The sequence below is a fragment of the Szabonella alba genome (assembly GCF_016765775.1).
Classification (GTDB): Bacteria; Pseudomonadota; Alphaproteobacteria; order Rhodobacterales; family Rhodobacteraceae; genus Szabonella; species Szabonella alba.
In genome coordinates this window covers 341382-365662 of record NZ_JAESVN010000002.1, presented here as the reverse complement: position 1 = coordinate 365662, position 24281 = coordinate 341382, and the positions used below count along the sequence as shown (strand labels likewise).

24 protein-coding genes are annotated in these 24281 nt (G+C 65.8%); 7 read left to right on the top strand and 17 right to left on the bottom strand.

The genetic code is table 11. The features are described 5' to 3' along the window. Positions 1–6: 6 nt before the first annotated feature. Positions 7–252, bottom strand: coding sequence for a DUF4170 domain-containing protein (locus tag JL811_RS06190; RefSeq protein ID WP_202687621.1), 246 nt, complete (start codon positions 250–252; stop codon positions 7–9). A 245-nt stretch (positions 253–497) separates the two neighbouring features. Here JL811_RS06190 and JL811_RS06185 point away from each other — a divergent pair, with 245 nt between their 5' ends. Continuing rightward, positions 498–3062, top strand: coding sequence for a DEAD/DEAH box helicase (locus tag JL811_RS06185; protein WP_420496769.1), 2565 nt, complete (start codon positions 498–500; stop codon positions 3060–3062). An 86-nt stretch (positions 3063–3148) separates the two neighbouring features. On the opposite strand, the gene serA is transcribed toward JL811_RS06185, so the two are convergent. The 3 genes from serA to JL811_RS06170 all read right to left on the bottom strand — a co-directional run bounded on the left by serA (position 3149) and on the right by JL811_RS06170 (position 6600). Next, on the bottom strand, positions 3149–4744 hold the full coding sequence (serA, locus tag JL811_RS06180; protein WP_202687619.1) for a phosphoglycerate dehydrogenase: 1596 nt from the start codon (positions 4742–4744) through the stop codon (positions 3149–3151). A gap of 103 nt (positions 4745–4847) precedes the next feature. Beyond that, positions 4848–6005 carry a phosphoserine transaminase gene (locus JL811_RS06175; protein ID WP_202687618.1) on the bottom strand — a complete coding sequence of 386 codons (1158 nt, stop codon included), beginning with the start codon at positions 6003–6005 and terminating at the stop codon, positions 4848–4850. Between the two features lie 169 nt (positions 6006–6174). Beyond that, positions 6175–6600: an Lrp/AsnC family transcriptional regulator gene (locus JL811_RS06170; RefSeq protein ID WP_202687617.1), complete on the bottom strand. Its 426-nt coding sequence runs from the start codon at positions 6598–6600 to the stop codon at positions 6175–6177. Positions 6601–6727: 127 nt separating this feature from the next. Between JL811_RS06170 and ctlX the strand changes: the two genes are divergently transcribed. The 3 genes from ctlX (at position 6728) to JL811_RS06155 (ending at position 10004) form a co-directional block, all read left to right on the top strand. Then, positions 6728–7666 (top strand): citrulline utilization hydrolase CtlX, encoded by a 939-nt coding sequence (gene ctlX / locus JL811_RS06165; protein ID WP_202687616.1) that lies wholly within the window; start codon positions 6728–6730, stop codon positions 7664–7666. A 10-nt stretch (positions 7667–7676) separates the two neighbouring features. After that, positions 7677–8726, top strand: a complete 1050-nt coding sequence (locus JL811_RS06160) for an ornithine cyclodeaminase (protein WP_202687615.1) — start codon at positions 7677–7679, stop codon at positions 8724–8726. A 141-nt stretch (positions 8727–8867) separates the two neighbouring features. Then, positions 8868–10004 (top strand): NADH:flavin oxidoreductase/NADH oxidase, encoded by a 1137-nt coding sequence (locus JL811_RS06155; protein ID WP_202687614.1) that lies wholly within the window; start codon positions 8868–8870, stop codon positions 10002–10004. Between the two features lie 53 nt (positions 10005–10057). Here JL811_RS06155 and JL811_RS06150 read toward each other — a convergent pair whose 3' ends face one another. The 4 genes from JL811_RS06150 to tsaD are packed head-to-tail and all read right to left on the bottom strand — an operon-like array spanning position 10058 to position 12770. Then, the gene (locus JL811_RS06150; RefSeq protein ID WP_202687613.1) at positions 10058–10477 is read right to left on the bottom strand and encodes an EVE domain-containing protein; all 420 of its coding nucleotides are present in this window, start codon (positions 10475–10477) and stop codon (positions 10058–10060) included. Continuing rightward, positions 10477–10749, bottom strand: a complete 273-nt coding sequence (locus tag JL811_RS06145; protein WP_202687612.1) for a YciI family protein — start codon at positions 10747–10749, stop codon at positions 10477–10479. The genes JL811_RS06150 and JL811_RS06145 overlap by 1 nt, the downstream gene beginning before the upstream one ends. Positions 10750–10752: 3 nt before the next feature. Next, complete coding sequence (locus JL811_RS06140; RefSeq protein WP_202687611.1) at positions 10753–11694, bottom strand: NAD(P)H-dependent glycerol-3-phosphate dehydrogenase; 942 nt, start codon at positions 11692–11694, stop codon at positions 10753–10755. Continuing rightward, complete coding sequence (gene tsaD / locus JL811_RS06135; RefSeq protein ID WP_202687610.1) at positions 11691–12770, bottom strand: tRNA (adenosine(37)-N6)-threonylcarbamoyltransferase complex transferase subunit TsaD; 1080 nt, start codon at positions 12768–12770, stop codon at positions 11691–11693. The genes JL811_RS06140 and tsaD overlap by 4 nt, the downstream gene beginning before the upstream one ends. 57 nt (positions 12771–12827) lie before the next feature. Here tsaD and JL811_RS06130 point away from each other — a divergent pair, with 57 nt between their 5' ends. After that, the gene (locus JL811_RS06130; RefSeq protein WP_202687609.1) at positions 12828–13559 is read left to right on the top strand and encodes a uroporphyrinogen-III synthase; all 732 of its coding nucleotides are present in this window, start codon (positions 12828–12830) and stop codon (positions 13557–13559) included. Between the two features lie 251 nt (positions 13560–13810). Here the strand turns inward: JL811_RS06130 and JL811_RS06125 are convergent, their stop codons facing one another. Then, complete coding sequence (locus tag JL811_RS06125; RefSeq protein WP_202687608.1) at positions 13811–14368, bottom strand: hypothetical protein; 558 nt, start codon at positions 14366–14368, stop codon at positions 13811–13813. Positions 14369–14402: 34 nt separating this feature from the next. Here JL811_RS06125 and JL811_RS06120 point away from each other — a divergent pair, with 34 nt between their 5' ends. Then, complete coding sequence (locus JL811_RS06120) at positions 14403–15389, top strand: COG4223 family protein (protein WP_202687607.1); 987 nt, start codon at positions 14403–14405, stop codon at positions 15387–15389. Between the two features lie 7 nt (positions 15390–15396). After that, positions 15397–16863, top strand: coding sequence for a heme biosynthesis protein HemY (locus JL811_RS06115; RefSeq protein ID WP_202687606.1), 1467 nt, complete (start codon positions 15397–15399; stop codon positions 16861–16863). 55 nt (positions 16864–16918) lie between these two features. On the opposite strand, the gene JL811_RS06110 is transcribed toward JL811_RS06115, so the two are convergent. The 8 genes from JL811_RS06110 to JL811_RS06075 all read right to left on the bottom strand — a co-directional run bounded on the left by JL811_RS06110 (position 16919) and on the right by JL811_RS06075 (position 24280). After that, entirely contained in the window at positions 16919–17131 is a 213-nt protein-coding gene (locus JL811_RS06110) for a hypothetical protein (RefSeq protein WP_202687605.1), read from the bottom strand. A 140-nt stretch (positions 17132–17271) separates the two neighbouring features. Further along, on the bottom strand, positions 17272–18504 hold the full coding sequence (locus JL811_RS06105) for an MFS transporter (RefSeq protein WP_202687604.1): 1233 nt from the start codon (positions 18502–18504) through the stop codon (positions 17272–17274). Beyond that, positions 18492–19226, bottom strand: a complete 735-nt coding sequence (locus JL811_RS06100; protein WP_337924731.1) for an SDR family NAD(P)-dependent oxidoreductase — start codon at positions 19224–19226, stop codon at positions 18492–18494. Before JL811_RS06100 ends, JL811_RS06105 begins: the two co-directional genes overlap by 13 nt. A gap of 25 nt (positions 19227–19251) precedes the next feature. Further along, positions 19252–20145 carry a polysaccharide deacetylase family protein gene (locus tag JL811_RS06095; protein WP_202687602.1) on the bottom strand — a complete coding sequence of 298 codons (894 nt, stop codon included), beginning with the start codon at positions 20143–20145 and terminating at the stop codon, positions 19252–19254. Then, positions 20142–21533: a dipeptidase gene (locus tag JL811_RS06090; RefSeq protein ID WP_202687601.1), complete on the bottom strand. Its 1392-nt coding sequence runs from the start codon at positions 21531–21533 to the stop codon at positions 20142–20144. Before JL811_RS06090 ends, JL811_RS06095 begins: the two co-directional genes overlap by 4 nt. After that, on the bottom strand, positions 21530–22279 hold the full coding sequence (locus JL811_RS06085; RefSeq protein ID WP_202687600.1) for an SDR family NAD(P)-dependent oxidoreductase: 750 nt from the start codon (positions 22277–22279) through the stop codon (positions 21530–21532). The genes JL811_RS06090 and JL811_RS06085 overlap by 4 nt, the downstream gene beginning before the upstream one ends. Positions 22280–22292: 13 nt before the next feature. Continuing rightward, entirely contained in the window at positions 22293–23294 is a 1002-nt protein-coding gene (locus tag JL811_RS06080; RefSeq protein ID WP_237684828.1) for an ABC transporter ATP-binding protein, read from the bottom strand. Next, entirely contained in the window at positions 23291–24280 is a 990-nt protein-coding gene (locus tag JL811_RS06075) for an ABC transporter ATP-binding protein (protein ID WP_202687599.1), read from the bottom strand. Before JL811_RS06075 ends, JL811_RS06080 begins: the two co-directional genes overlap by 4 nt. Position 24281: the final 1 nt, after the last annotated feature.

The window sequence follows — 24281 nt, the reverse complement described above, 5'->3', positions numbered from 1 at the left end:
GCGGGATCAGGCCCCCAGTTCCTCGGTCGCCGAGGCGGGATGTTCCTCATCCCGCAACCTGTGGATATGCGCGATGAAATAGCGCATATGCGCATCGTCCACCGTGCGCTGCGCCTCGGCCTTCCAGGCGCGATGGGCCGAGGCATAATCGGGGAACATGCCGACGATATGAATCGCCGCCGGATCCTTGAAAACCGTGCCGGAGGGGCTGATCAGCTCACCTCCGAAGACCAGATGCAACCGTTGGGTCATGGGCCGTCCTTCCCTTGAAACCTTTCCTGAAACTACCGCTTGCGGCAGGGAGGGTAAAGCCATGCACCACGCTTTTCGCCGCAGTGCAGCTTTGACCATATACAGCGGCGGCCATTCCGTGTATGCCGCCCCCTTCGGCACCCGCATCACCCGGGGGCCGGCGGGCAGGCATGACCCCGCCGGACAGGGATAGGAAGGCGCCGCCCATCGGGCCACAGCGCGCCCCCTGTCAGGTAATGAAAATGATCGACACATCCATGATCGCCGGGCCTTTGGCCACGGCGCTGACCGCCAAGGGTTATGAAACCCTGACCCCCGTGCAAGAGGCCGTTCTGGCCGAAGGCGTCGCGGGCCGCGACCTTCTGGTTTCGGCCCAGACAGGTTCGGGCAAGACCGTCGCCTTCGGGCTGGCCATCGCGCCTGACCTGCTTGCGGGCGGTGAGAAATTCCTGTTCGCCGATGTGCCCGCCGCCCTTGTCATCGCGCCGACGCGCGAACTGGCACTGCAGGTTGCGCGCGAACTGGCCTGGCTGTTCGCCGGGGCGAATGCACAGATCGCAACCTGCGTGGGTGGCATGGATTACCGCACCGAAAAGCGCGCGCTGGAACGCGGCGCGCATATCGTTGTCGGCACGCCCGGCCGGTTGCGCGACCATATCGAGCGCAAGTCGCTGGATCTGTCGGCCACCCGGGCCGTGGTTCTGGATGAGGCGGATGAAATGCTGGATCTCGGATTTTCCGAGGATCTGGAATTCATCCTTGCCGCAGCGCCCGAGGATCGCCGCACGCTGATGTTCTCGGCCACGGTGCCCAAGGAAATCGCCGAACTCGCCAAGACCTTCCAGAAGGATGCGCTGCGCATCCAGACCGTCAGCGGCACCAGCCAGCATGCCGATATCGAATATCGCGCGCTGAATGTGCAGGTGCGCGACCGAGAGCATGCGATTTTCAATCTTTTGCGCTTTTACGAGGCGCGCACGGCCATCGTGTTCTGCAAGACGCGGGCCAACGTCAATCATCTGATGGCACGGATGGGGAACCGGGGCTTTCAGGTCGTGGCCCTGTCGGGTGAGTTGAGCCAGCAGGAACGCACCAATGCGCTGACCTCGCTGCGTTCGGGCCGCGCCCGGGTCTGTATCGCCACCGATGTGGCCGCGCGCGGAATCGACCTGCCGGGGCTGGATCTGGTGATCCATGCCGATCTGCCCACCAATCCCGAAACGCTGCTGCACCGGTCGGGCCGTACCGGGCGCGCGGGGTCCAAGGGGGTTTCGGCGCTGATTGTCACGCCGTCGGATTTCCGGAAGGCCAGCCGCATCCTGCAAGGCGCGAAGGTCGTGGCCGAATGGGCCAATGCGCCCTCGGCCGAGGAAGTGCAGGAACGCGACGATCAGCGCATTCTTGAACATCCCTCGCTGGGGCCGAATGAAGGTGAGGATCTGGCCATGGCCCAGACCCTGCTGGAGCGGTTCGGCGCCGATCATGTCGCACAGGCCTTTGTGCGGCTGTGGCGCGAAGGGCGTTCGGCCCCTGAGGTCCTGTCGGAAGTGGCCGCCCCCGGCGCCCCGAAACCGCCGCGCGAACGCAGCGAATTCGGCGCGTCGGTCTGGTTCACTGTCTCGGTCGGTCATACGGCCCGGGCCGAGGCGCGCTGGCTTTTGCCGAAAATCTGCGATGCGGGCGCCATCACCCGCGACGCCATCGGCGCGATCCGCGTGCAGCAGACCGAAACCTTCGTGCAGATTGCCGAAGGGGAAGCCGCGAAATTCGGTGCGGAAATGCTGATCGACACGGATGTGACGATGCGCCGCCTGCCCGGTGAGCCCAATCTTGCCCGTCCCGAACGGGCCCCCGGCGGTGCCCGTGCACCGCGCCCGGCACGCGATGACAGCGCGCCGCGTCCGCCACGCGGCGACAAGCCCGCCTACAAGCCGAAACCGTCGCGTTTCGTTGAGGATGAGGCCGCCCCGCGCGCCCGCCCCGCCGCCGCCGAATCCGCGCCGCGCGAAACCGCCCGCAAGGCCCCCGCGCGCCGCGATCAGGACGATGCCGCCCCCCGTCCGGCAGCCCGTTCCGAACCCCGCCCCCCGCGTGAGGAAAGCCGCGACGCGGCCCCCGCCTGGACGCCGCTGGACCGGCCCAAGGCAGCCGCCCGCCCTGCCGAAGCCCCCCGTGAGGGGGCCGAGCGCAAGGCCCGCTGGAAAAAGGACGATCGCAGCGAAGGCAAACCCGCCTATGCGCGGCCCGAAGGCGGCAAGCCCTATGGCGCCAAGCCCGCGCCCCGCTCGGCCGGGTTCAAATCCCATGGCGGGGGCGCCGCTGCAGACCGTCCCGCCCGTGCTGCTGGCTTCAAAACCCATGCCGGCAAAAGCGCCGAGGGCGGCGCGCGGGATGATGCGGGCAAGCCCCGGGCACCCCGCGCCGAAGGCGCGAAACCCTATGCACCCCGCGCCGAGGGGGCGAAGCCCTACGCACCGCGCAGTGACGGCGCAAAACCCTATGCGGCCCGTCCCGAAGGCGGCAAACCCCGCGCGCCGCGTGCCGAAGGCGCCAAACCCTGGGCCAAGCCGCGCGATGGCGAGGCAGGCCCGAAACCCCGGCCCTTCGTCAAGCCCGGCGACGGCCCGGATGCCCGGCCCTCGCGCGCGGCGGGTTTCAAATCCGCAGGCCCGGGCAAGGGTGCGGGCAAACCCGCGGGCGGCAAACCGGCCGGGAAATTCGCGGCCAAAACCTTTGCCAAACCCGCACGGCCCAAAACCGATGCCAAGGATACCAGCAAGCGTTTCGTGCCGCCGAAGCCCAAGGGCTGACCGCGCCACCGGCATCCACAGACCCCAATGACAAAGGGCCGGAGCATCACTGCTCCGGCCCTTTGCCTTTCGTTCAACGGCCCGTCTCAGCCCACGTCGAATTGCAGCGGCTTGACCTGCTGAAACATGCCGGTCGATTCCAGCGTGTCCACCACTTTGGGATCAATCGCCTGATCCAGATAGAGCAGGGCAATTGCCTCGCTTCCGGCAGAAGACCGGCCAAGGGTGAAGTTGGCGATGTTCACGCCGTTCTTGCCCATGGTCATGCCCAGAAGGCCGATGATGCCGGGCACGTCCTCATTGGTGGTGTACAGCATATGCGCACCGATCTCGGCGTCGATATTGATGCCCTTGATCTGGATGAAACGCGGCTTGCCATCGGAAAACACCGTGCCCGCGATGGACCGTTCCCGCTTGTCGGTGACCACGGTCAACTTGATATAGGCGTCAAAAACGCCCGATTTCTCTTGCCGGGTGGTCGAAATCTGGATGCCGCGTTCCTTGGCCACCACCGGGGCGGACACCATGTTCACATCCGGATTCGTGGCTTTCATGATCCCCGCAATCGCCGCGCAGTTCAGCGCGGCAAGGTTCATCGCCGCCACGCTGCCATCATACAGCACATTGATCGCCTTGATCGGCTCATCCGTCATCTGGCCCACGAAAGCGCCCAGATGCCCGGCCAGTTTCACCCATGGCCCCATGACGGCGGCTTCCTCAGCGGTGACCGAGGGCATGTTGAGCGCGTTCTGCACCGCGCCAGTCAGCAGGTAATCCGACATCTGTTCGGCCACCTGCAAGGCGACATTTTCCTGCGCCTCAGAGGTCGATGCACCCAGATGCGGCGTCACCACCACGTTCGGCAGGCCAAACAGCGGGCTTTCGGTTGCAGGCTCCACCTCGAACACGTCAAAGGCAGCACCCGCGACATGGCCCGATTTCAGCGCCTCGGCCAGCGCCGCCTCATCCACCAGACCGCCGCGCGCGCAGTTCACGATCCGCACGCCGGGCTTGCATTTCGCAAGGCTTTCGGCGGACAGGATGTTGCGGGTCTTGTCGGTCAGCGGCACATGCAAGGTGATGAAATCGGCCCGCGCCAGCAATTCATCCAGATCCACCTTGGTCACACCCATCGCGGTGGCGCGTTCCTCGGACAGGAAGGGGTCATAGGCGACGACCTTCATATGCAGGCCCAGCGCCCGGTCGCAGACGATGCCGCCGATATTGCCCGCGCCGATCACACCCAGCGTCTTGTTGAACAGTTCCACCCCCATGAAGCGGGATTTCTCCCATTTCCCGGCATGGGTCGAGGCATTCGCCTCGGGCAGTTGCCGCGCAACCGCGAACATCATCGCGATGGCATGTTCGGCGGTGGTGATCGAATTGCCGAAAGGCGTATTCATCACGATCACGCCTTTTTTCGAGGCCGCCGGGATATCGACATTGTCGACGCCGATGCCCGCACGCGCGATGACGCGCAGGCGGTCGGTGCTTTCCAGCAGTTTCGCGGTGACCTTGGTGGCCGACCGGATGGCAAGACCATCGTAATTGCCGATGATCTCGGCCAGCTTTTCCTTGTCCTTGCCGAGCTTCGGCATGAAATCCACGTCAATGCCACGGTCACGGAAGATCTGGACGGCGGTTTCGGACAGTTCGTCGGATACAAGAACCTTGGGGGCCATGTCTCTGGGCTCCTTTGAAGGGTTGGGAGGGCGCACCGGCCCTGTCGGCCCTTCATCGCCGGGATGGGCGAGAAGATCCGTCAGGACCGAGGGGCGAAAATGCTCAGGCCGCCTGGCTCAGCGCGGCGATCTCTGCGTCAAAGGCCCATTCGATCCAGGGCATCAGCGCCGCGACATCCGATGTTTCCACCGTCGCACCGCACCAGATACGCAGGCCGGGGGGCGCATCACGGTAAGCCCCTGCATCCAGCGCCACGCCCTCTTTCTCCAGCCGCTTGGCCACCGCCTTGGCGAAGGCCGCCCCGTCGGTGATGCGCGGATCGGTGAATTTCAGGCAGACCGAGGTGCAGGAGGCCGTTGCCGGATCCACCGCCAGATTGGCAATCCAGTTCCGCCCGGCGATGAAATCCGCGACCGCCTTCGCATTGGCCTCGGACCGCGCGATCAGGCCCTTGAGCCCACCGATGGACTGCGCCCATTTCAGCGCGACCAGATAGTCCTCGACGCACAGCATGGACGGCGTGTTGATCGTCTCACCCTTGAAGATCCCCTCGATCAGCTTGCCGCCCTTGGTCATGCGGAAGATCTTGGGCAGCGGCCAGGCCGGGGTGTAGCTTTCCAGCCGTTCCACCGCGCGGGGGGACAGGATCAGCACGCCATGCGCGCCCTCCCCCCCCAGCACCTTCTGCCAGGAGAAGGTGACGACATCCAGCTTGTCAAAGGGCAGGTCCATCGCAAAGGCGGCGCTGGTCGCGTCGCAGATCGTCAGCCCCGCGCGCGTCGCCGGGATCGCATTGCCATCCGGCAGGCGCACGCCCGATGTCGTGCCGTTCCAGGTGAAGACCACATCCTTGTCGAAATCGACCTGCGTGAAATCCACAATCTCACCATAAGGGGCCTTGCGCACCGTGGCGTCGAGTTTCAACTGCTTGACCACATCCGTGACCCAGCCTTCGCCGAAACTTTCCCAGGCCAGCATCTCGACCGGGCGGGCCCCCAGCATCGACCACAGCGCCATTTCAACCGCGCCGGTATCCGAGGCGGGAACGATGCCGATGCGGTAATCGGCCGGAACGCCAAGAATTTCGCGGGTCAGGTCAATGGCCTCGGCCAGTTTCGACTTGCCGACAGCCGCGCGATGCGACCGGCCCAGCGGCGCATCGGACAGAAGGTCAAGGGAATAGCCGGGGATCTTGGCACAAGGGCCAGAGGAGAAGCGCGGATTTGCCGGGCGCGCGCCCGGGGTCTGCAGGTCAGACATGGTATCCTTCCAGATAAATGCCTCTCGTTGGGGAGAGGTGTCCCACCGCCGCCTCTACGCCCGGGCCGAAAAACAAGCAAGAGAAAAAGGAGGTTGCACCGCCAGCGATGCGATCCGAATACGGCCATGCTCGCGCGGCTGTCCCTGTGGCGGCACCCGGCGGCCCCGGTCAGACTGAACTCAGCAGGATCGAGGTTTCGCTGTTGGTAATGCCGGGAATGCCGCGGACCTCGCGCAGGATGCGGTCGAAATCGGCAAGGCTTTCGGCGCTGAGATGCGCGACCAGATCCCAGTTGCCATTCGTCGAATGCAACTGATGCAGCGCCGTGATGCCGCGCAGGCTGCGGATCACCTGGGTTGTGGACTGGCCCGAAACCTCGATCATCATGATGGCGCGCACGCCATGCGGGCCGCTGTCTTCGCGGGCGCGGATCGTGAAGCCCAGCACCGCACCGCTGTTCAGCAGGCGGTCGATCCTTGCCTGCACGGTTGCGCGCGACACTCCCAGCAGCACCGCCAGCTTGGACACGGCGGCGCGCCCGTCATCACGCAGGATCGCAACCAGCCTGCGGTCAAGGTCATCATAGCGATGCATGGCAAATCTTTCAGTATCTCTTATCATAATGCATAAATTAACTGTGCAGATCAATCATCATGGCGATGCAATCTGCCAGAACACCCTGATAGGCTGATAGCTTCATCACAACAGGGACGCGACCGCCATGCCCCGATCGTCGCTTCAGGCTCCGGCTTCGATCGTCATGATCCGGCCGCATCATTTTTCGCCCAATACCGAAACCGCGCGCGACAACCATTTCCAGACCATTGCCGGTTCCGACACCATTGCGGTCGCGCTGGCCGCGCATGAGGAAGTGACCCGCGCCGCCGATGCGCTGCGGGCCGAAGGCATCCGGCTGCATTTCTTTGAGGACGAGACCCGGACAACCCCGGATTCGGTCTTTCCGAACAACTGGTTCTCGACCCATCCCGGCGGGCATGTTGCGGTCTATCCAATGTATTCGCCCAACCGCCGCGCCGAGCGCAGGCAGGATGTGCTGGAGATGCTGAAACGCGATTACCGGGTGCAGGACATCATCGACTATTCCGGGCTGGAACAGGACGGGCTGTTTCTGGAAGGCACCGGCGCGATGGTGATCGACCATCTGGAACGCGTCGCCTATGCCGCCCGCTCAAACCGCACCAGCGAGATCCTGCTGGAACGGTTCTGCACCCATTTCAACTATGAACCCGTGGTCTTCGATGCCGTCGATGCCCGGGGCAAGCCGATCTATCACACCAATGTCCTGATGTGCATCGGCACCGGTTTCGCGCTGATCGGGCTTGAGGCGATCCCTGATGCGGCGCGCCGCTTCGAACTGGCCGAAAGGCTGCGCCTTGGCGGGCGCGACATCATCGCGCTGTCCCATGCCCAGATCGCCGATTTCGCAGGCAATGCGATGGAGCTGCAAGGCCGCGACGGTCTTGTGCTGGCGCTGTCCTCGCGGGCGCTCCGCTGCCTTGAGGCGGACCAGCGCGCGACGCTGGCGCGGCATGTGACCCTGCTGCCGCTGGAGATTCCGACCATTGAACATGCGGGCGGGTCGGTTCGGTGTATGATTGCCGGACTGCATCTCAGTGCCCGTTCCCCCCACTCTTTCTGACGAGGTTTCCATGTCGCCGCATCCGTCCAAACTTGCCTATGTTCCCTTCGTTTCGGTCGAGCACATGATGGGCCTTGTTCATCATATCGGCGTCGAAACCGTGCTGAAGGATCTGGCCGCCGAGATCGAAGCCGATTTCCGCCGCTGGCCGCTTTTCGACAAGACGCCCCGCGTGGCGTCGCATTCCGATGTGGGCGTGATCGAACTGATGCCCACATCGGATGGCGAAACCTATGGTTTCAAATATGTGAACGGCCATCCCGGCAACCCGGTCGCGGGGCTGCAGACCGTGACGGCCTTTGGCCTGCTGGCGGATGTCGCCAGCGGCTATCCCAGATTGCTGAGCGAGATGACCCTGCTGACCGCACTGCGCACTGCGGCAACCAGCGCGATGGCCGCCCGACATCTGGCGCCGAAGGGCGCGCGCTGCATGGCGATGATCGGCAATGGTGCGCAGTCGGAATTCCAGTGCCTTGCCTTCAAGGCGGTTTGCGGCATCGACACCGTGCGGCTTTATGACATCGACGCCTCGGCCACCGCGCGATGCGCCAGAAACCTTGCGGACAGTGGCCTCAGCGTCGTGACCTGCCGGTCCGAGATGGAGGCCATAGAGGGCGCGCAGATCATCACGACCTGCACTGCCGACAAGCAATATGCGACGATCCTGACCGACAACATGGTCGGCGCGGGCGTTCATATCAACGCCATTGGCGGCGACTGCCCGGGCAAGACCGAATTGCATCGCGACATTCTGCTGCGGTCTTCGATCTTCGTCGAATACCCGCCGCAGACCCGGATCGAGGGAGAGATCCAGCAACTGGACCCCGACCATCCGGTGACCGAGCTTTGGCAGGTCATCACCGGGGCGGCGCGGGGTCGCAGCGACGACCGGCAGATCACGCTGTTTGACAGCGTGGGATTTGCGGTCGAGGATTTCAGCGCCCTGCGCTATATCGCAAGGGCGATCACGGGCACGCCCTATTTCACCCGCCTTGACATGATCGCCGATCCCGATGATCCGCGTGATCTTTTCGGTATGTTTCAGCGCGCCCGGCCCTGACCCCTGCACAGGGGGCGCGGCCCGGCCCGTGATATCCCCGGTTGCAGCCCGGCCCGGAATTCGCCAAAGATCGCCCCGGATGGTTACAAACCGGCGCGGCCAAGGCCCATCCGCCGCCGCAGCAGCAGAAAGGACCAGCGCATGTCCGCCCTTTTTTCCCCGCTTTCCATCGGGGCGCTGACCCTGCCCAACCGGGTGATGATTTCGCCCATGTGCCAGTATTCCGGCAAGGGCGGCGTCGCGCAGCCTTGGCATATGGCGCAATACGGGCGGCTGGCCATGGGCGGGGCGGGACTGGTCATGGTCGAGATGACCTCGGTTTCGGCACAGGGGCTCAGCACCCATGGCGATCTTGGTCTCTGGACCGATGAGCAGGAAGAGGCGCTGGCCCGCATCGCCGATCTGATCCGCAGTCTGGGCGCGGTTCCGGGCATCCAGCTGGGCCATGCCGGGCGCAAGGCCTCCAGCCAGCGGCCCTGGCATGGGGGCAAGCCGCTGTCAGAGATTGATCTGACCGAACGCGGCGAAACGCCCTGGCGCATTGTCGCGCCTTCGGCGGTGCCGATCACGCCCGCCCACCCGGTGCCCGCGGCGCTGAGCCTTGAGGAGATCGAGACGATCAAGGCCGATTTCGTGCAATCCTCGGCGCGGGCGATGCGCGCGGGCTTTGATCTGGTCGAACTGCATGGCGCGCATGGCTATCTGCTCAATCAGTTCGTCTCACCGCTGTCGAACCTGCGCGATGATGCCTATGGCGGCGACCTTGCGGGGCGGACCCGTCTGCCGCTGGAAATCTGCCGCGCGGTGCGGGACAGGATCGGGCCGGAAAAGGGCCTGTTCATCCGTCTTTCGGTATCCGACGGGGTGGATGGCGGGCAGGAACTGGAACAGACCATTGAATTTGCCCGTGCGCTGAAAACCGCCGGAGTCGATGCGCTGGACTGTTCCAGTGGCGGCATCGTGGGGGCGGCCAATGCAACCCGGCTGGTGCGCGGCCCGGGTTATCAGGTGCCCTTTGCCCGCGCATTACGTGAAACGGTCGGGATCCCGACCATCGCGGTCGGGCTGATCCTTGACGGCCCGCAGGCCGAGGCGGTGGTGCAGGACGGATCGGCCGATATCGTCGCCATCGCCCGCGCCGCACTGGATGATCCGAACTGGCCGCATCATGCGCGTGAGGCAATCAGCGGGCGCGATTACAGCGACTGGCCTCCGCAGGCAGGCTGGTGGCTGCAGAACCGCGCGGCGCTGCTGGACCGGCTGGCGGCGGGCGAATAACGGCCCGACCGCAGGCCCCTTGCCAACAGCCGGGGCCTGCGGTCCGGGGCTTTCTACGCCTCAACCCCGGCCATGCGGCAGACGATCTGCCATTCCTCATCGGTCACCGGCTGCACCGACAGGCGTGTATTGGTGACCAGCGCCATCTTTTCCAGCCCCGGTTCCTGCTTGCATTGCTCCAGCGTGACGGGCTGCTGAACCGGCTTCACCGCCTTGATCCAGACGCAATCCCAGCGGGGATCGTCGGTGGTGCTGTCGGGGCAGCTTTCCCGGCAGACCTCGACAATGCCCACGACCTCCTTGCCGATATTGGAATGGTAGAAAAACCCCCGGTCGCCGATCTTCATGGCGCGCATGTTGTTGCGGGCCTGATAATTGCGCACGCCACCCCATTCCTCACCCGTATCACCCTTGGCGACTTGCTGATCCCAGCTCCAGGCATCGGGTTCGGATTTGAAAAGCCAACAGGCCATCAGCCGATCACCTTCTTCCATTCCGTGATCGTCACGCTGTCAAACAGTCCGGCCTGCGCATAGGGGTCGGCGGCGGCCCATGCCTCTGCCTCGGCCAGTGTTTCGACCGTCAGCACGACCAGTGATCCGCTCATCTGTCCTTGCGCGTCCAGAAAAGGCCCCGCCATTTCCACGACGCCCGAGGCCTCGATATGGGCCAGATGGGCGGCACGGTTGTCCAGACGGGTTTGCAGCGCACCGGGTTTGTCGGTGCAGATCAGGGCGACGCGCATTTCTTACTCCTGTTTCAAGGGCCGGGACATCAGCAGCTCGATCGCCTCGGGCAGGGCAAGACGCCCCGCCGTCAGGGCGGCGACCATCGTGGCGACCGGCATGGCGATGGTTTTCTCGGCGGCCAGTCTAGTGACCGCCTGCGCGGTCGCAACCCCTTCGACCGTGCTATCGCCGTCAAAGCTGCGGCCCGCGCCAAGCGCCTGACCATAGCGGAAATTGCGCGACTGTGCCGAAGTGCAGGTCAGCACCAGATCGCCGAAGCCCGACAGCCCGGCCAGTGTTTCCGGCCTTGCACCCAGATCCAGCGCCAGCCGCTGCATTTCGGCAAATCCCCGTGTCATCAGCGCGGCCCGGGCGGAATCGCCCAGCCCGGCCCCCATCACGATGCCCGCCGCAATGGCAATGACATTCTTCAACGCGCCGCCCAGTTCAGCCCCCGTCACATCGGTCGTGCGATACAGCCGCAGGACCGGGGTGGACAACCGCGCCTGCAGGTCTGCACCGGTCGCATCATCGGCGCAGGCCAGCGTCAGCGCCGTCGGCAGACCCCGCGCGATATCGGCGGCAAAGCTGGGGCCGGTCAGCACCGCAGCAACCGCATCGGGCCGCGCGGCGGTGATCACCCCGGTCGGGCCGCGCCCGCTGACCAGATCCATGCCCTTGCAGCAGGCGATCAGACGGCGGGCCGACAACGCCGCGCCATCCCCTTGCAGAAACGCCGCCAGCACCTGCATCGGCAGCGCCAGCAATACCGTGTCAAACCCGGAAAGATCCGTGATTTCTGCCGTCACAGTGACGTTTTCGGGCAAATCGACCCCCGGCAGACGGCGCAAGGCGCGCCCCTGCAACCCCCGCCCCCACAGCGTGACCGGACCCCGCCGCGCCAGCGCCACCGCCAGCGCGCCGCCAAAGGCGCCGGCCCCGACTATTGCAATCCCGCTCATGCCTTCGCACCTTTCTTGCCGGATCCGATCAGGGCCGGGCTGCGGCTGTCCAGCGGCCAGCGCGGACGGGCGGACAGGTCCATCCCGTCGCGCCCATCTGCCCGGAACCGCGCGATGCCCGCATAGGCGATCATCGCGGCATTATCGGTGCAAAGCCGCAGCGGCGGCGCGGTGAAACGCACGCCCCTTTCGGCGCAGACCCGTTCCAGCGCGGCGCGGATGGTGCTGTTCGCGGCAACCCCCCCGGCCACAGCCAGCGCCGGAACGGCGCTGAGATCCAGCGCGCGGCGGGTCTTTTCGGCCAGAACATCCGTCACCGCCGCCTGAAACCCCGCGCAAAGATCGGCCCGGTCCTGCCGGAAAAGCCCGCCCTGCGCCGCCAGCAACCCGTCGCGTGCCCGCAGCACCGCCGTTTTCAACCCGGAAAAGGACAGATCGCAGCCGGGCCGGTCCAGCAGGGGACGCGGCAGCGCGAAACGGCGCGGATCGCCTGTCATTGCCTCAGCCTCGACCGCCGGTCCGCCGGGTTGCGGCAGGCCCAGCAGTTTCGCAACCTTGTCAAAGGCCTCACCGGGTGCATCGTCGATGGAACCGCCCAGCCGGGTGAAATCCTCGGGCCCCGAAACCGTCAGGAACTGACAATGCCCGCCCGAGACCAGCAGCATCAGATAGGGATAGGTCAGCCCATCGGTCAGGCGCGGGGTCAGCGCGTGACCGGCCAGATGGTTGACCCCGACCAGCGGCAGGCCGGTTGCGGCGGCCAGCCCCTTGGCGCACATCACGCCCGACAGCACCCCGCCGATCAGCCCCGGCCCTGCCGTCACCGCGATCCCGTCCAGCGCATCCAGCCCCAGACCGGCCTCTGCCAGCGCCGCCTCGATACAATGGTCGATGCGTTCGGCATGGGCGCGGGCGGCAATCTCGGGCACGACACCGCCAAAGGGCGCGTGAAGCGCAACCTGCCCTTCGACGACCGAGGACAGGATTTCCGCCCCGCCCGGAGCGTCGCGCACGACTGCTGCCGCGGTATCGTCGCAACTGCTTTCGATGCCCAGAAAAACCAGCGTTCCGTCCATGCCTGCGCGACCCCGCCGCCGTTGCCAGAAACCGTCCCAGCAGGTAACACCGGGGGGATGATCCCACAATCCCGCCGCCCCGCCTTTCTTCTGACGCGGCCCGAGCCGCAGGGCAGCGCCTTTGCGGATCTGCTGCGCGCCCGGCTGGGGCCGGATCTGCGCCTTGTTTCAAGCCCATTGCTGGCGCTGCAGATCCTGCGCCCGGAGTTGCCGACGGGCGACTTTGCGGCGGTCATCTTCACCTCACAGGCCGGGGTCGCGGCGGCACAGGGGCTGCACGGTCTGCCCCGCCGCGCCTATTGTGTCGGCAACCGCACAGCAGCGGCGGCAGCGGATGCGGGCTTTGCGGCGGTGTCAGCCGATGGCGCGGCGGATGATCTGATCGCCCTTTTGCTGCGGCAGGGTGCCGGGGGGCGGCATTTGCATCTGCGCGGGCGCGACAGCCGGGGGCAGATCGCCGCAAGGCTGAACGCCGCAGGCGTTGAGACCGCCGAGGCCGTGATCTATGCCCAGACCGAACAGGCGCTGACGCCGGAGGCCGTGGCGCTGATCCGGGGGGTTGATCCGGTGATCGCACCGCTGTTTTCCCCCCGCAGCGCCGGGATCTTCGCGCGGCAGTGGTATGGGGCGGGCGGCAGGGCCCCGCTTTTCCTGCCAGTGCTCAGCGATGCCATCGCCGACTCCCTGCCTTCGGATCTGAATGCACGCATTTTTGTTGCAACCCATCCGCAGGCTGAAGCGTTGGCTAAGGCTTCGGGTGCCGCCTTTGACGCAGGGCTGGCCCCTTGAGGCATCGGCGCGGGCGGTCTAGGGTCGGGTCTAAGGGTTGTGACAAGTGTGACGAGAACGAGGCTGGCATCGTGAAAGCCCAATAAGAAACGGAGGACTATGATGGCAACGCCAAAGACGCCCGGACGCCGGGGTACCAAACCTCCTGCGCAGGATGAAAAGGCCAAAAGTCCTGCCACGGCGTCCCAGACGACGCCGGATACGGGAACTGAAACCGCGACCGGGTCCAAGCCTGTCACTGATGCGGGCAGTCAGACACCGCCCGCCGCCGCAACAGACAGCAAGGCACCTGCCGCGCCGGACAGTAGCGCGAAAGCCGTGGAATTGAAGCAGCCGGACGCAAGCGCCGGGAAGACCAGCGCCCCGGTCAAGCCCGGCGAAGCACCCTCCGCCAGCTCGACGTCCGATGGCACCAAACCCGACGCCGCCAAGACAGGTGCAGCGCCGGTTGCCGCTGCTGGAGCTGCCATGGCTTCGGTCTCTTCAGGCGCCACGTCTTCGGCCCCTGCCGCATCCACATCGAACTCCGGATCAACCCCTGCCGCAGCGGCACCCGGCATGGCGGGCAAGGACAGTTCGGCGGCTGGCGGCTCAGGCCTTGGCGTTTCGGGACCGGGTGCTTCGGGACCGGGCGGAACCTCGGACCCTGCAACCCCGAAACAGCACAGTTCGGTGACATCCGCACCCCCGTCGGGCCCGGATGGCGGCCCCGCGAAATCCACCCCGGCAACGGCCTCGTCTGGCGGGGCGACGAAATCCTCACCTTCCGCCCCTGCCCGTTCGGGCGGCGGCTTTTTCGCGCTCTTCATGGGCGGGGTCGCCGCTGCGGCGCTTGGATTCGTGATGGCCCGCTATGTTGTGCCCGAGGGCTGGCCGCTTCCCGGATCCTCGCCTCTGCAGGCGCAGATCACGGCGCAGGCCGATGAAATCGCGGCCCTGCGTGCAGAACTGGCAGCATTGCCCCCTGCGCCCGACCTCTCGCCCGAGATTGCCACCTTGCAGGAGCAGATCGCTGGTTTGCAGCAGGCCAGCGAGGCTGCCGCCAATGCGCCCGCGGACCTGCCCGAAGAGGCCGCCAGCCGCCTGACGCAGATCGAGACCGGTCTGACCCAGCTGGGTGAGCGGCTGACAACGGTCGAGAACCGCACCGATCAGCCCGATGGCGTTGCCGGGGCCGGTGAGGTCGCCGATCTTGAGGCCGCCATCGCCGCGCTGCAGGAAGGTCTGGCCGCGCAAGAGGCCCGGACCGCCGAGGCCGCCGAGGCAACGCGCGCCGAAATAACCCGCATTCAGGACGAGGCCGAGGCCGCCCGGCAGGCCAGCGCCGCCGAGGCCGGGGCCACGCTGGAACAGGCTGCGCTGGCGCAGGTCGAGGCTGCCGCCATCAATGGCTCCCCCTATGGTGAGGCACTGGCCAGCCTTGCCGCCGCAGGGCATGAGATTGCGCCGGTCCTGACCGAGAATGCCGAAAGCGGCCTGCCGACGCTGGCCGGTCTGACCGAACGCTTCGACGAACCCGCCCGCGCCGCCATTGCCGCCGAATTGCGCGCCGATATGGGTGACAGCCTGACCGACCGGGTCGGGTCTTTCCTGCGGGCACAGACCGGGGCGCGGTCGCTGTCCCCGCGTGAGGGGACGGATGCCGATGCGGTTCTGTCACGGGCCGAGGCGGCGCTGCGCGCTGGCAATGTCGACGGCGCGCTGACAGAAATCAATGCCCTGTCCGAACCCGCAAAGGCCGAAATGGACGCCTGGGTCCTGCAGGCCGAACGCTATCGCGATGCGGGCGCAGCACTGGCTGCGCTTTCGACGGTTGTGACAGAAAGGTAAGACCCGGATGATCTGGTCACTTGTGAAGGTTCTTTTGTTCATCGCCGCGATTGCGGGCCTGACCTATGGCGCGGGGTTTCTGGTCGATACCGGTGGCGGGATCCGTATCTCGCTGGCCGCGATGGAATTCACGCTGGGGCCGCTGCAGACGGTGATCGGCATTCTTGTGCTGATGCTGCTGTTGTGGCTGCTGCTGAAGCTGGTCGGCTTCATGGTCGCAACGCTGCGCTTTCTGAATGGCGATGAAACCGCGATTTCGCGCTATTTCGACCGCAACCGCGAACGCAAGGGGCTGAAAGCCTTGTCCGAAGGGATGATGGCAATGGCCTCGGGCGAGGGGCGCGTGGCGCTGGCCCGGGCGCAGAAGGCCGACAAATATCTGGACCGGCCCGAACTGACCACGCTGCTGATCGCGCAGGCCGCCGAGATGACCGGCGATTCCGCCCGCGCCGGTGAGGCCTATCGCCGCCTCCTGGAGGAACCGCAAACCCGCTTTGTCGCGATCCGGGGCCTGATGAAGCAGAAGATCGCCAGCGGCGACACCGATACCGCGCTGAAACTGGCCGAGAAGGCCTTTGCGCTGAAGCCGAAACACAGCGAGATTCAGGATATCCTGCTGGGGCTTCAGGCCGATCATGCCGATTGGAAGGGCGCGCGGGTCACACTGGGGGCCAAGCTGAAATCCGGTGCCTTGCCGCGCGATGTCTATCGCCGCCGCGATGCGGTTCTGGCGCTGCAGGAAGCCCGCGTCGTGATGGATGACGAGTCCAGCATCGAGGCCCGCGAGGCCGCGATCGAGGCCAACCGCCTGTCGCCTGACCTGATCCCCGCCGCTGCCATGGCCGCGCGCAGCTATATCGCGAAACGTGAAAGCCGCAGTGCGGCACGGGTGCTGAAAAAGGCATGGGCAGCCCAGCCGCATCCCGATCTGGCCGCCGCCTTTGCCGAGATCGCCTCGCAGGAAACCCCGGCCGAGCGAATCAAACGCTTCCGCGCACTGATCGCGGCCAATCCGGGCCATGACGAATCGCGCCTGCTGCTGGCCGAACTGCATATCGCCGCCGAGGATTTCCCCGAGGCCCGCCGCGCGCTTGGCGATCTGGCCACGACCCGGCCCAATACGCGCAGCCTTGCCATCATGGCCGCCATCGAACGGGGTGAGGGCGCGTCGGATACCGTCGTGCGCGGCTGGCTGGCACGGGCGCTGAGCGCGCCGCGCGGCCCACAATGGTGCTGCGACAAATGTCAGGCGATCCACGCCCATTGGACGCCGGTCTGCGACAATTGCCACGGTTTCGATACGCTGTCCTGGCGTGAGCCGCAGGAATCGGCGGCAGGCAGCGCCACGGGAACCGAGCTTTTGCCGCTGATCGTGGGGCACCCCCCGGCACGCGAGGAATCCGAGAACGACGCAGACCCGCTGGACGCCGCCGGGGAAGCCGACACGATCGAAGGCCGTCCCGCATCGGGCTGAGAGCCGGTCGGACCGGCACACAGCACCTCTTGCGGCGGCGCGGCCTCTGGCTCGGCTACATCATGTTGTAGCCCGCCAGAAACTCATTCCCGCATTCCAGACCACAGCCTTCACAAAGCCGGGCACTCTGACCGCGCGTATTCATACCGAAGGGTATGGCCGCCCGCAGGGCAAACGCCGGGCCCTTGCCGAAATTGTAATAGGCCGCCGTATAACCCATATCGACCGAACGGGTTGAGATCGCATCGAAAAGCCCGGAAAGCTCCACGATCTCACCCGCGATGACCGAGAAGCATCGCCCCCGACATGATGCTATGAGCGGGTCGTGGTCGCGCAATTCACGCTTCACGTTCAGGGCCGCCGGTGACCTTCGCAAGACGGTCACACAAGGTGCAAAGGGCGGGCCTGCTAAGCCCGACGCAGGGACTGGCGCAGCAGAAGGCCCGCTGTGACCGGCGCAAGCCCGGCCAGCGCCATTCCTGCGGCGTAGCCTCCGGTCAGGGCGAAAAGCCCCTGCATCACCAAAGGCGTCACGACGAACCCGGCAAAAAGGATGAAGGTGCCGACGCCCGTGATCTCACCCACCCGGCCCTCGGGCGCGGCCTCGGCCAATCCGGTCAGGAACACACCGTTCCACGAGATCACTGTCAGCCCGGCAAGGCATGAGACCAGAACCATCCAGACCGCCGGGGTGTCAGGGCCGAACCCCGCCATCAGCAGCATCGTCGCCCCGGACAGAAAACACAGCCAGACCAGCATCCGCCCGGTGCTGCCGATCCGGTCGGCCATCCAGCCCATGCCGATCCGGCCTGCGATGCCAAGCGCCTGCAACAGACCGAACAGCGCCCCGGCAGCGGCAAGCGACCAGCCGACATGCGCCGTCATATAGACCGGGAAATAGGCCATGATGACGCCCTGACCGATACCCAGCGTGAAACCCGCCGCCATAGTGCGGCGCAGTTCCGGCACCGTGGCCAGCAGCGGCAATGAACGCAGCGGTGCGCGCAGCAGCGCCAGCATCCGCGCAAGGAACGGTTGCGCCCGGTCTGCCGCAGCCGGTTCCAGCGACAGCGGCCAAAGCCCCAGCAATGCCGCCGTCACCAAGGCCAGACCCGCCGCCGCCGCGATTGCCGCATCGACCATCCCCGTCGCCGCCGCGATCAGGGGCAGTGCCATTCCCGCAACCATCCCGCCCAGTGGCACGCCGGCCTGCTTGATCGAAAAGATCGTCGACCGCCGCGCAGGGGGCACGATCCGCATCAGCACATCGCTGCCCGCCGGGGTTGCGGGGCCGTAGCCCAGACCGATGGCAAGGGCCGCCAGAACCATGATCCACCAGACCGGGGCCAGACCGGCCAGCAGGGCAATGGCCGCAAGCACCAGCCCGCCCTGCAACTGTCGTCGCGCCTCGACCCGGCGCAGGAATTCCGGCCCCCAGAGGAAAAACACCATGCTGCCGAAGGCCGTGGCCGATGCAAGCTGTCCCACCGCCTCGGGCGGCATGCCTGCCCGCGCGGTCAGCGCCACGCCAAACAGCGGCATCGTGCGGGTCAGCAGCGCCAGAACGGCCTGCACCCCGGTGATGGCCAGCACCACCCCCCGCCACGGCACTTGCGTATCGGAGGGCGTCAGATCACCCATTGAAACCCGTCAACGGAAATGTCCTGCCCGGTGATGAAACAGGGGTCAGACAAGGCCAGAAAGGACACAAGCTGCGCCACATCCGCCGGGGTGCCGATGCGGCCCGCCGCAATGCCCCGCGTGAATTCCGCCCGCCGCGCCGCGATCATCGCGGCGGTGGGTTCGGTCTCGATCATGCCGGGGCAGATCGCGTTGACCAGAATCCCCGGCCCCAGTTCCTTGGCCAGCGACCGGGTCATGCCCAGAAGCCCCGCCTTGGCGGCTGCATAGGCGAATTTGCTGACAGCACTTGTTACCCCGCCGCTATGGGCATTCAGCGAGGACATCATGATGATGCGCCCGGCCCCCGCCGCTACCATACCGGGCGCCACTGCATGGGTCCAGTTGAAGGCGCCTTTCAGGTTCAGGGCAAGGGCGCGGTCGAATTCCGCCTCGGTAATGTCCAGAATCCCCTCTGGTGCGGGACCGCCTGCATTGTTCACCAGAATGTCGATCCGGCCAAACCGTGCCTGCGTCTCGGCCACGATCCGGTGACTGCGGTCAAAATCGGTCACATCGGCCTGATGACAGACAACCTGCGGTCCTTCGGCACGGCAATCCCTTGCCGTCTCCTCCATCCCGGCGGCGTCCAGATCCACCAGAACAAGGTTCACGCCTTTTGTTGCCAGATCGCGTGCGCAGCCGCGCCCGATGCCCCGGCCCGCACCGGTGATGATCGCCACCCTGTCCAAGCACTTTCCCCCGCCGTCAGGCCGCATTGCCCTTCGCCCATTCCGCAATTTCGGCATGGGTTGCGAACCAGCAATCGCCTTTGTCCTTCATCAGGGCCACCAGATCGCGCAGGATCCACAGGCGCGACCGATAGCCGGTCACATGCGGATGCAGCGTCAGCTGGAAGATGCCGCCCTCGTCATGGGCCGCCTCAAACTCACGCCGGAAAATGTCGAACACCGCCTCGGGCGGCGTATAGGGGCGCAGCGCGGCAAAACGGTTCATGTTGAAATAGACCGCATCATCGCGGATCCATTCCACCGGCAGTTCGACAAGCCCGGTCGGCTGCCCATCCAGCAGCAATTCATGGCAGTCGACATCGGCCATCAGCGAGGAATCGTAAAGCAGCCCCATGTCGCGACTGATTTCCAGCGTGACATGCGAAAAATCCCAGGACGGGGTGCGGATGCCCACCGGGCGCTGCCCCGCGATCCGTTCCAGCACATCGGCAGCACGCAGTTGCAGGTCACGTTCGGCCGCAGGGGGCAGGATGGAATTGCGTTCGTGAATCCAGCCATGCAGCGCCACCTCACGGCCTTCGGCGGCGAACATGCGGGTTTCATCGGGATACAGCAGCGCGACCACCGCAGGCACATAGAAGGAGACGCGCAGATCCTCGCGCCGGATCAGGTCCATGATGCGGGGAACGCCCTGCCGGTTGCCATATTGTCCCCGGCTCATCGCGCCGATGGAGGCACCACCATCGCGCAGTTCATTGGTTTCATGGTCCACGTCAAAGGACAGCGCCACCGCACAGCGCGCACCATCGGGCCAATGGGTGGGGCGCAGCGGACGACCCGCGCGGACCCGATTCACCTTGCCGCGCCAGACGGATTCATCCCATTGCCAGGGTTCCGGTGTGCCGGTCATTCCGGTCTCTCCATCGCGGCCAGCCGGGCCAGATAGGTAACCCAGGCGCGCAGCCCGTCCTGCCAGCGTTCCAGCCGGAAAAACTCATTCGGGGCATGGTAATCCTCATCGGCGGTCGAGAAGGAAAAGAACACCGTGCCCATGCCCAGCACCCGGTCGAACATCTCGGCGATGGGAATGGTCGCGCCCATGCGGACGGCGCGGGCGGGCTGGCCGTAGATCTCTTCCAGCACTTCCATCGCCAGCCGCAACCCCGGATGGTCGAGCGGCAGGGCCGAGGGCCAGGCCACACCGGGCTTGCGCGCGAAACTCACTGTCGCGCAATCGGGGCAAAGCCGGGTCAGTTCCGCCTCCAGCAGGTCCAGAATGCGGCCCGGATCCTGTCCCGGCACCAGCCGACAGGAAATCTTGGCCTCGGCCACAGCGCCGATCACGGTCTTGAAACCGGGGCCGGTATAGCCTGATGTCAGCCCGTTGATCTCCAGCGTCGGGCGCAGCCAGTTGCGTTCCAGAAAACTGTAGCCCGCCTCACCCGTGCCTTGCCTGACCCCCAGACCGGCCAGAAACCCGGCCTCGTCAAAGGGAATATCGGCCAGTGCCGCGCGGGTTTCAGCGTCGGGCGGCACAACACCATCATAGAATCCGGGCACCGCCACCGCCCCGGTTTCAGGGTCATGCAGCGCGGCCAGCATCGTGACCAAGACCTGCGCGGCATTGGGCACGCCCCCGCCATAGCGACCGGAATGCAGGTCTTTCGCGGCCCCCCGGACGGTGACATTCAGCGCCGCCATGCCCCGGCTGGCAACCGTGACCGTGGGCAGATCCGCGCGCCACATCGCACCGTCCGCCGACAGCAGGAAATCCGCCGTGACAAGGCCGGGATGGGCGGTCACGAAATCCTCCAGATGGGCGCTGCCCATCTCCTCGGCGCCTTCGATCAGCAGGCGCACATTGACCGGCAGACCGCCCGCAGTCGCCATCAGCGCCTCCATCGCGCCAAGCGCCACCATCAGCGGCCCCTTGTCATCCGAGATGCCGCGCGCATAGATCCGCCCGTCGCGCAATTCGGGTTCGAACGGGTCCGAATGCCATTGATCCAGCGGGTCGGGCGGTTGCACATCGTAATGGCCATAGACAAGGATCACCGGTGCGCCTGGGGCCCCCATCCATTCCCCCGTCAGGATGGCATGGCCCGGGGTCGGATTGACCGCGACGTGATCAAATCCAATCTCGCGCAGATAGGCGGCCAGAAACGCGGCGCCATTCATCATGCCTTGGGCATAGGCAGGATCGGTGGACACGCTGGCAATGCGCGCGAAATCATAAAGCCTTGCGCGCAGCGCCGGTTCCTGCGCGTCCAGCCAGTCATGCGCGGCGGCCCCGGTCATGCGCGGCCCCCGTTCACCTGAATGACCTGTCCGGTGATCCATTCCGCCCGGTCGCTGGCCAGAAACAGCGTCAGGCCCGAAATATCCTCAACCCGACCGGTGCGGCGCATGAAGATGCTGCCGGTCAGACGCTCCTGCCCTTCGGGACCGTAAGCGTCCCATTGACGTTCGGTCGTCGGGTTTGACCGCACGAAGCCGGGCGCGATGCTGTTGACGGTGATGCCAAAGGGGCCAAGCTCATGCGCCAGTTGCCGGGTCAGGCCGATTTCCCCTGCCTTGGCGGCGGCATAGGCCTGAATGCCGGTCAGACTGACGCCCAGCCCGGCACCCGATGAAATGGTGATGATCCGCCCGCGCCGCAGTTTCTTCATCTCGGGCACCACGGCCTGCGCCATCAGGAAGGCGCCTTTCATGTTCACGTCAACGATATCCGACCAGTCTGCGGGCGTGATCTCTTCCAGCGGGCGGCCGACCTGCCCCCGCACCCCGCCCGCGCTGTGCACAAGGATCGAGGCGGGGCCGAAACCTTCGACCACAGACCGCACCGCAGCCGGGTCGGTCACGTCAAGCAACCCGGTCGTCAGAAGGCCCTCGCCCCCCCCGGCCGTTTCGTCCAGACCCGCCTTGTTGACATCGAGTGCCAGAACTTCGGCACCAAGCGCCGCGAATTCCTGCGCGATACCGCGTCCGATGCCATGGCCCGCGCCGGTCACGATGACCCTTTCGCCGTCGAATCTGATCTCCATGACGCTTTCCTTTCTAGTCCTGACCGGGGAAATGGCAGGCCGCCCAATGGCGCGGCGCGACTTCCTGCAAGTGCGGAACCTCGGCCGCACAGCGCGGCTCTGCCCGCCAGCAGCGGGTGCGGAACGGGCAGCCCGAGGGCGGATTGCGCGGGCTGGGCACATCGCCCTTCAGGATGATCCGCCGCCGCCCCGTCGCGGCCTCACCGCCGGGGATCGCCGACAGCAGCGCCTGCGTATAGGGCATCATGGGGCGGGCATAGAGATCGCCCGCATCCGCCAGTTCCACCATCCGGCCCAGATACATCACCCCCACGCGGTCCGAGATATATTCGACCACACCCAGATCATGCGCGATGAACAGATAGGTCAGCCCGAATTCGATCTGCAGATCCTTCATCAGGTTCAGAACCTGCGACTGCACCGAAACATCCAGCGCCGAAACCGGTTCATCCGCGACGACCAGTTTCGGGCGCAGCGCCAGCGCGCGGGCGATACCGATGCGCTGCCGCTGCCCGCCCGAAAATTCATGCGGATAGCGGTCCAGATGTTCACGCCGCAGCCCGACGATCTCGATCAGATCCTCGACCCTTGCATTGCGTTCGTCGCGATCGATCCCGGCGATCACCAGCCCTTCGGCGATGGTCCGGCGGATCGTCATGCGGGGGTCAAGGCTGCTCATCGGGTCCTGAAAGACCATCTGCATATCACGCCGCAACGCGCGCAACCGGGCGACGGGAACGGTTGCCAGATCCTCACCGCCGAACAGGATTGACCCGGAATGCGGTTTTTCCAGCCGGATCAGCGCGCGGCCCAGACTTGACTTGCCGCAACCGGATTCGCCCACAAGTCCCAGCGTTTCCCCCTGACGGATATCCAGCGAAACGCCGTCCACCGCCCGCACCCAGTCAGGTTTCCCGAACAACGACCCCTTGCCGCCGTACCAGACGCGCAGATCGCGCACCTGCATCAGCGCATCCTTGGCCTGTTCCGGTTTCGGCATCGCTTCGCCCGTCATGCCTGCGCCCCCTCTTCCAGCCAGCAGGCAACGCGATGCCCTGGTGCCACCTCAACCGCTGCGGGCCGGGTTTCACAGACCGGCATCGCCCGGGGACAGCGCGGCGCGAAGGGACAGCCGGGTGGCATGGCCAGCGGGCTGGGCACCGATCCGGCAATCGCGTTCAGCCGCTGCCCGCGCTGCGCCGCCGAGGGGATCGAGGCCAGCAGCCCCGCCGTATAGGGATGGCGCGGCGCGCCGGTGACAGCCCTGACCGGCCCGTGTTCCATCACCCGCCCGCCATACATCACGATCACCTCATCGCACATTTCCTGCACCACGCCGATGTCATGGGTGATCAGCAGCACCGTCGTATCGGTCAGCCCCTTCACCAGATCGAGGATCTGCGCCTGAATCGTCACATCCAGCGCGGTTGTCGGTTCATCTAGGATCAGCAGATCGGGCCGGTTCGCCATCGCCATCGCGATGGTGACGCGCTGGCGCATCCCGCCCGACAGGTTATGCGGAAATTCGTCGACGCGGCGTTCGGGATCGGGAATGCCGACCATGCGGAACAGCTCGATCACCCGTTTCCGCGCAGCGCGCGCGGAAATATCGGTATGGGCAAGGATTGCCTCGGAAACCTGCCGACCGACCCGGTAAACCGGGTTCAGCGCCGTCATCGGATCCTGAAACACAAGGCACAGCGCCTGTCCCCGCAGCCGGCACATCTCGGCCTCAGACAGGGTTGCAAGATCCTGCCCCCGGAACAGGATCTCACCCCCGGCAATCCGGCCCGGCGGGTCCAGCAGGCGCATGACCGACAGCGAGGTGACGCTTTTGCCCGAACCGCTTTCGCCGACGATGCCCAGCGTCCGGCGCGCCCGGATATCGAAACTCAGCCCGTCAACCGCCCGGACGGTACCTGCGGGCGTGTCGAACCATGTCTGAAGGTCGCGCACCGACAGCACGACCTCATCGCTTGTTTGTGCCGCAGCCGGTTCCATG

Excerpts from the sequence above, each read along its gene's own strand:
- JL811_RS06130 (WP_202687609.1), top strand. The coding sequence starts at position 12,828 with ATGATCCCACAATCCCGCCGCCCCGCCTTTCTTCTGACGCGGCCCGAG.
- JL811_RS06160 (WP_202687615.1), top strand. The coding sequence starts at position 7,677 with ATGTCGCCGCATCCGTCCAAACTTGCCTATGTTCCCTTCGTTTCGGTC.
- JL811_RS06140 (WP_202687611.1), bottom strand. The coding sequence starts at position 11,694 with ATGAGCGGGATTGCAATAGTCGGGGCCGGCGCCTTTGGCGGCGCGCTG.
- ctlX (WP_202687616.1), top strand. The coding sequence starts at position 6,728 with ATGCCCCGATCGTCGCTTCAGGCTCCGGCTTCGATCGTCATGATCCGG.
- JL811_RS06095 (WP_202687602.1), bottom strand. The coding sequence starts at position 20,145 with ATGACCGGCACACCGGAACCCTGGCAATGGGATGAATCCGTCTGGCGC.
- JL811_RS06155 (WP_202687614.1), top strand. The coding sequence starts at position 8,868 with ATGTCCGCCCTTTTTTCCCCGCTTTCCATCGGGGCGCTGACCCTGCCC.
- JL811_RS06115 (WP_202687606.1), top strand. The coding sequence starts at position 15,397 with ATGATCTGGTCACTTGTGAAGGTTCTTTTGTTCATCGCCGCGATTGCG.
- JL811_RS06105 (WP_202687604.1), bottom strand. The coding sequence starts at position 18,504 with ATGGGTGATCTGACGCCCTCCGATACGCAAGTGCCGTGGCGGGGGGTG.
- JL811_RS06190 (WP_202687621.1), bottom strand. The coding sequence starts at position 252 with ATGACCCAACGGTTGCATCTGGTCTTCGGAGGTGAGCTGATCAGCCCC.
- JL811_RS06075 (WP_202687599.1), bottom strand. The coding sequence starts at position 24,280 with ATGGAACCGGCTGCGGCACAAACAAGCGATGAGGTCGTGCTGTCGGTG.
- serA (WP_202687619.1), bottom strand. The coding sequence starts at position 4,744 with ATGGCCCCCAAGGTTCTTGTATCCGACGAACTGTCCGAAACCGCCGTC.
- JL811_RS06090 (WP_202687601.1), bottom strand. The coding sequence starts at position 21,533 with ATGACCGGGGCCGCCGCGCATGACTGGCTGGACGCGCAGGAACCGGCG.
- tsaD (WP_202687610.1), bottom strand. The coding sequence starts at position 12,770 with ATGGACGGAACGCTGGTTTTTCTGGGCATCGAAAGCAGTTGCGACGAT.
- JL811_RS06145 (WP_202687612.1), bottom strand. The coding sequence starts at position 10,749 with ATGCGCGTCGCCCTGATCTGCACCGACAAACCCGGTGCGCTGCAAACC.
- JL811_RS06085 (WP_202687600.1), bottom strand. The coding sequence starts at position 22,279 with ATGGAGATCAGATTCGACGGCGAAAGGGTCATCGTGACCGGCGCGGGC.
- JL811_RS06125 (WP_202687608.1), bottom strand. The coding sequence starts at position 14,368 with ATGAAGAGCGCGAAAAAGCCGCCGCCCGAACGGGCAGGGGCGGAAGGT.
- JL811_RS06120 (WP_202687607.1), top strand. The coding sequence starts at position 14,403 with ATGGCCCGCTATGTTGTGCCCGAGGGCTGGCCGCTTCCCGGATCCTCG.
- JL811_RS06170 (WP_202687617.1), bottom strand. The coding sequence starts at position 6,600 with ATGCATCGCTATGATGACCTTGACCGCAGGCTGGTTGCGATCCTGCGT.
- JL811_RS06150 (WP_202687613.1), bottom strand. The coding sequence starts at position 10,477 with ATGGCCTGTTGGCTTTTCAAATCCGAACCCGATGCCTGGAGCTGGGAT.
- JL811_RS06175 (WP_202687618.1), bottom strand. The coding sequence starts at position 6,005 with ATGTCTGACCTGCAGACCCCGGGCGCGCGCCCGGCAAATCCGCGCTTC.
- JL811_RS06080 (WP_237684828.1), bottom strand. The coding sequence starts at position 23,294 with ATGACGGGCGAAGCGATGCCGAAACCGGAACAGGCCAAGGATGCGCTG.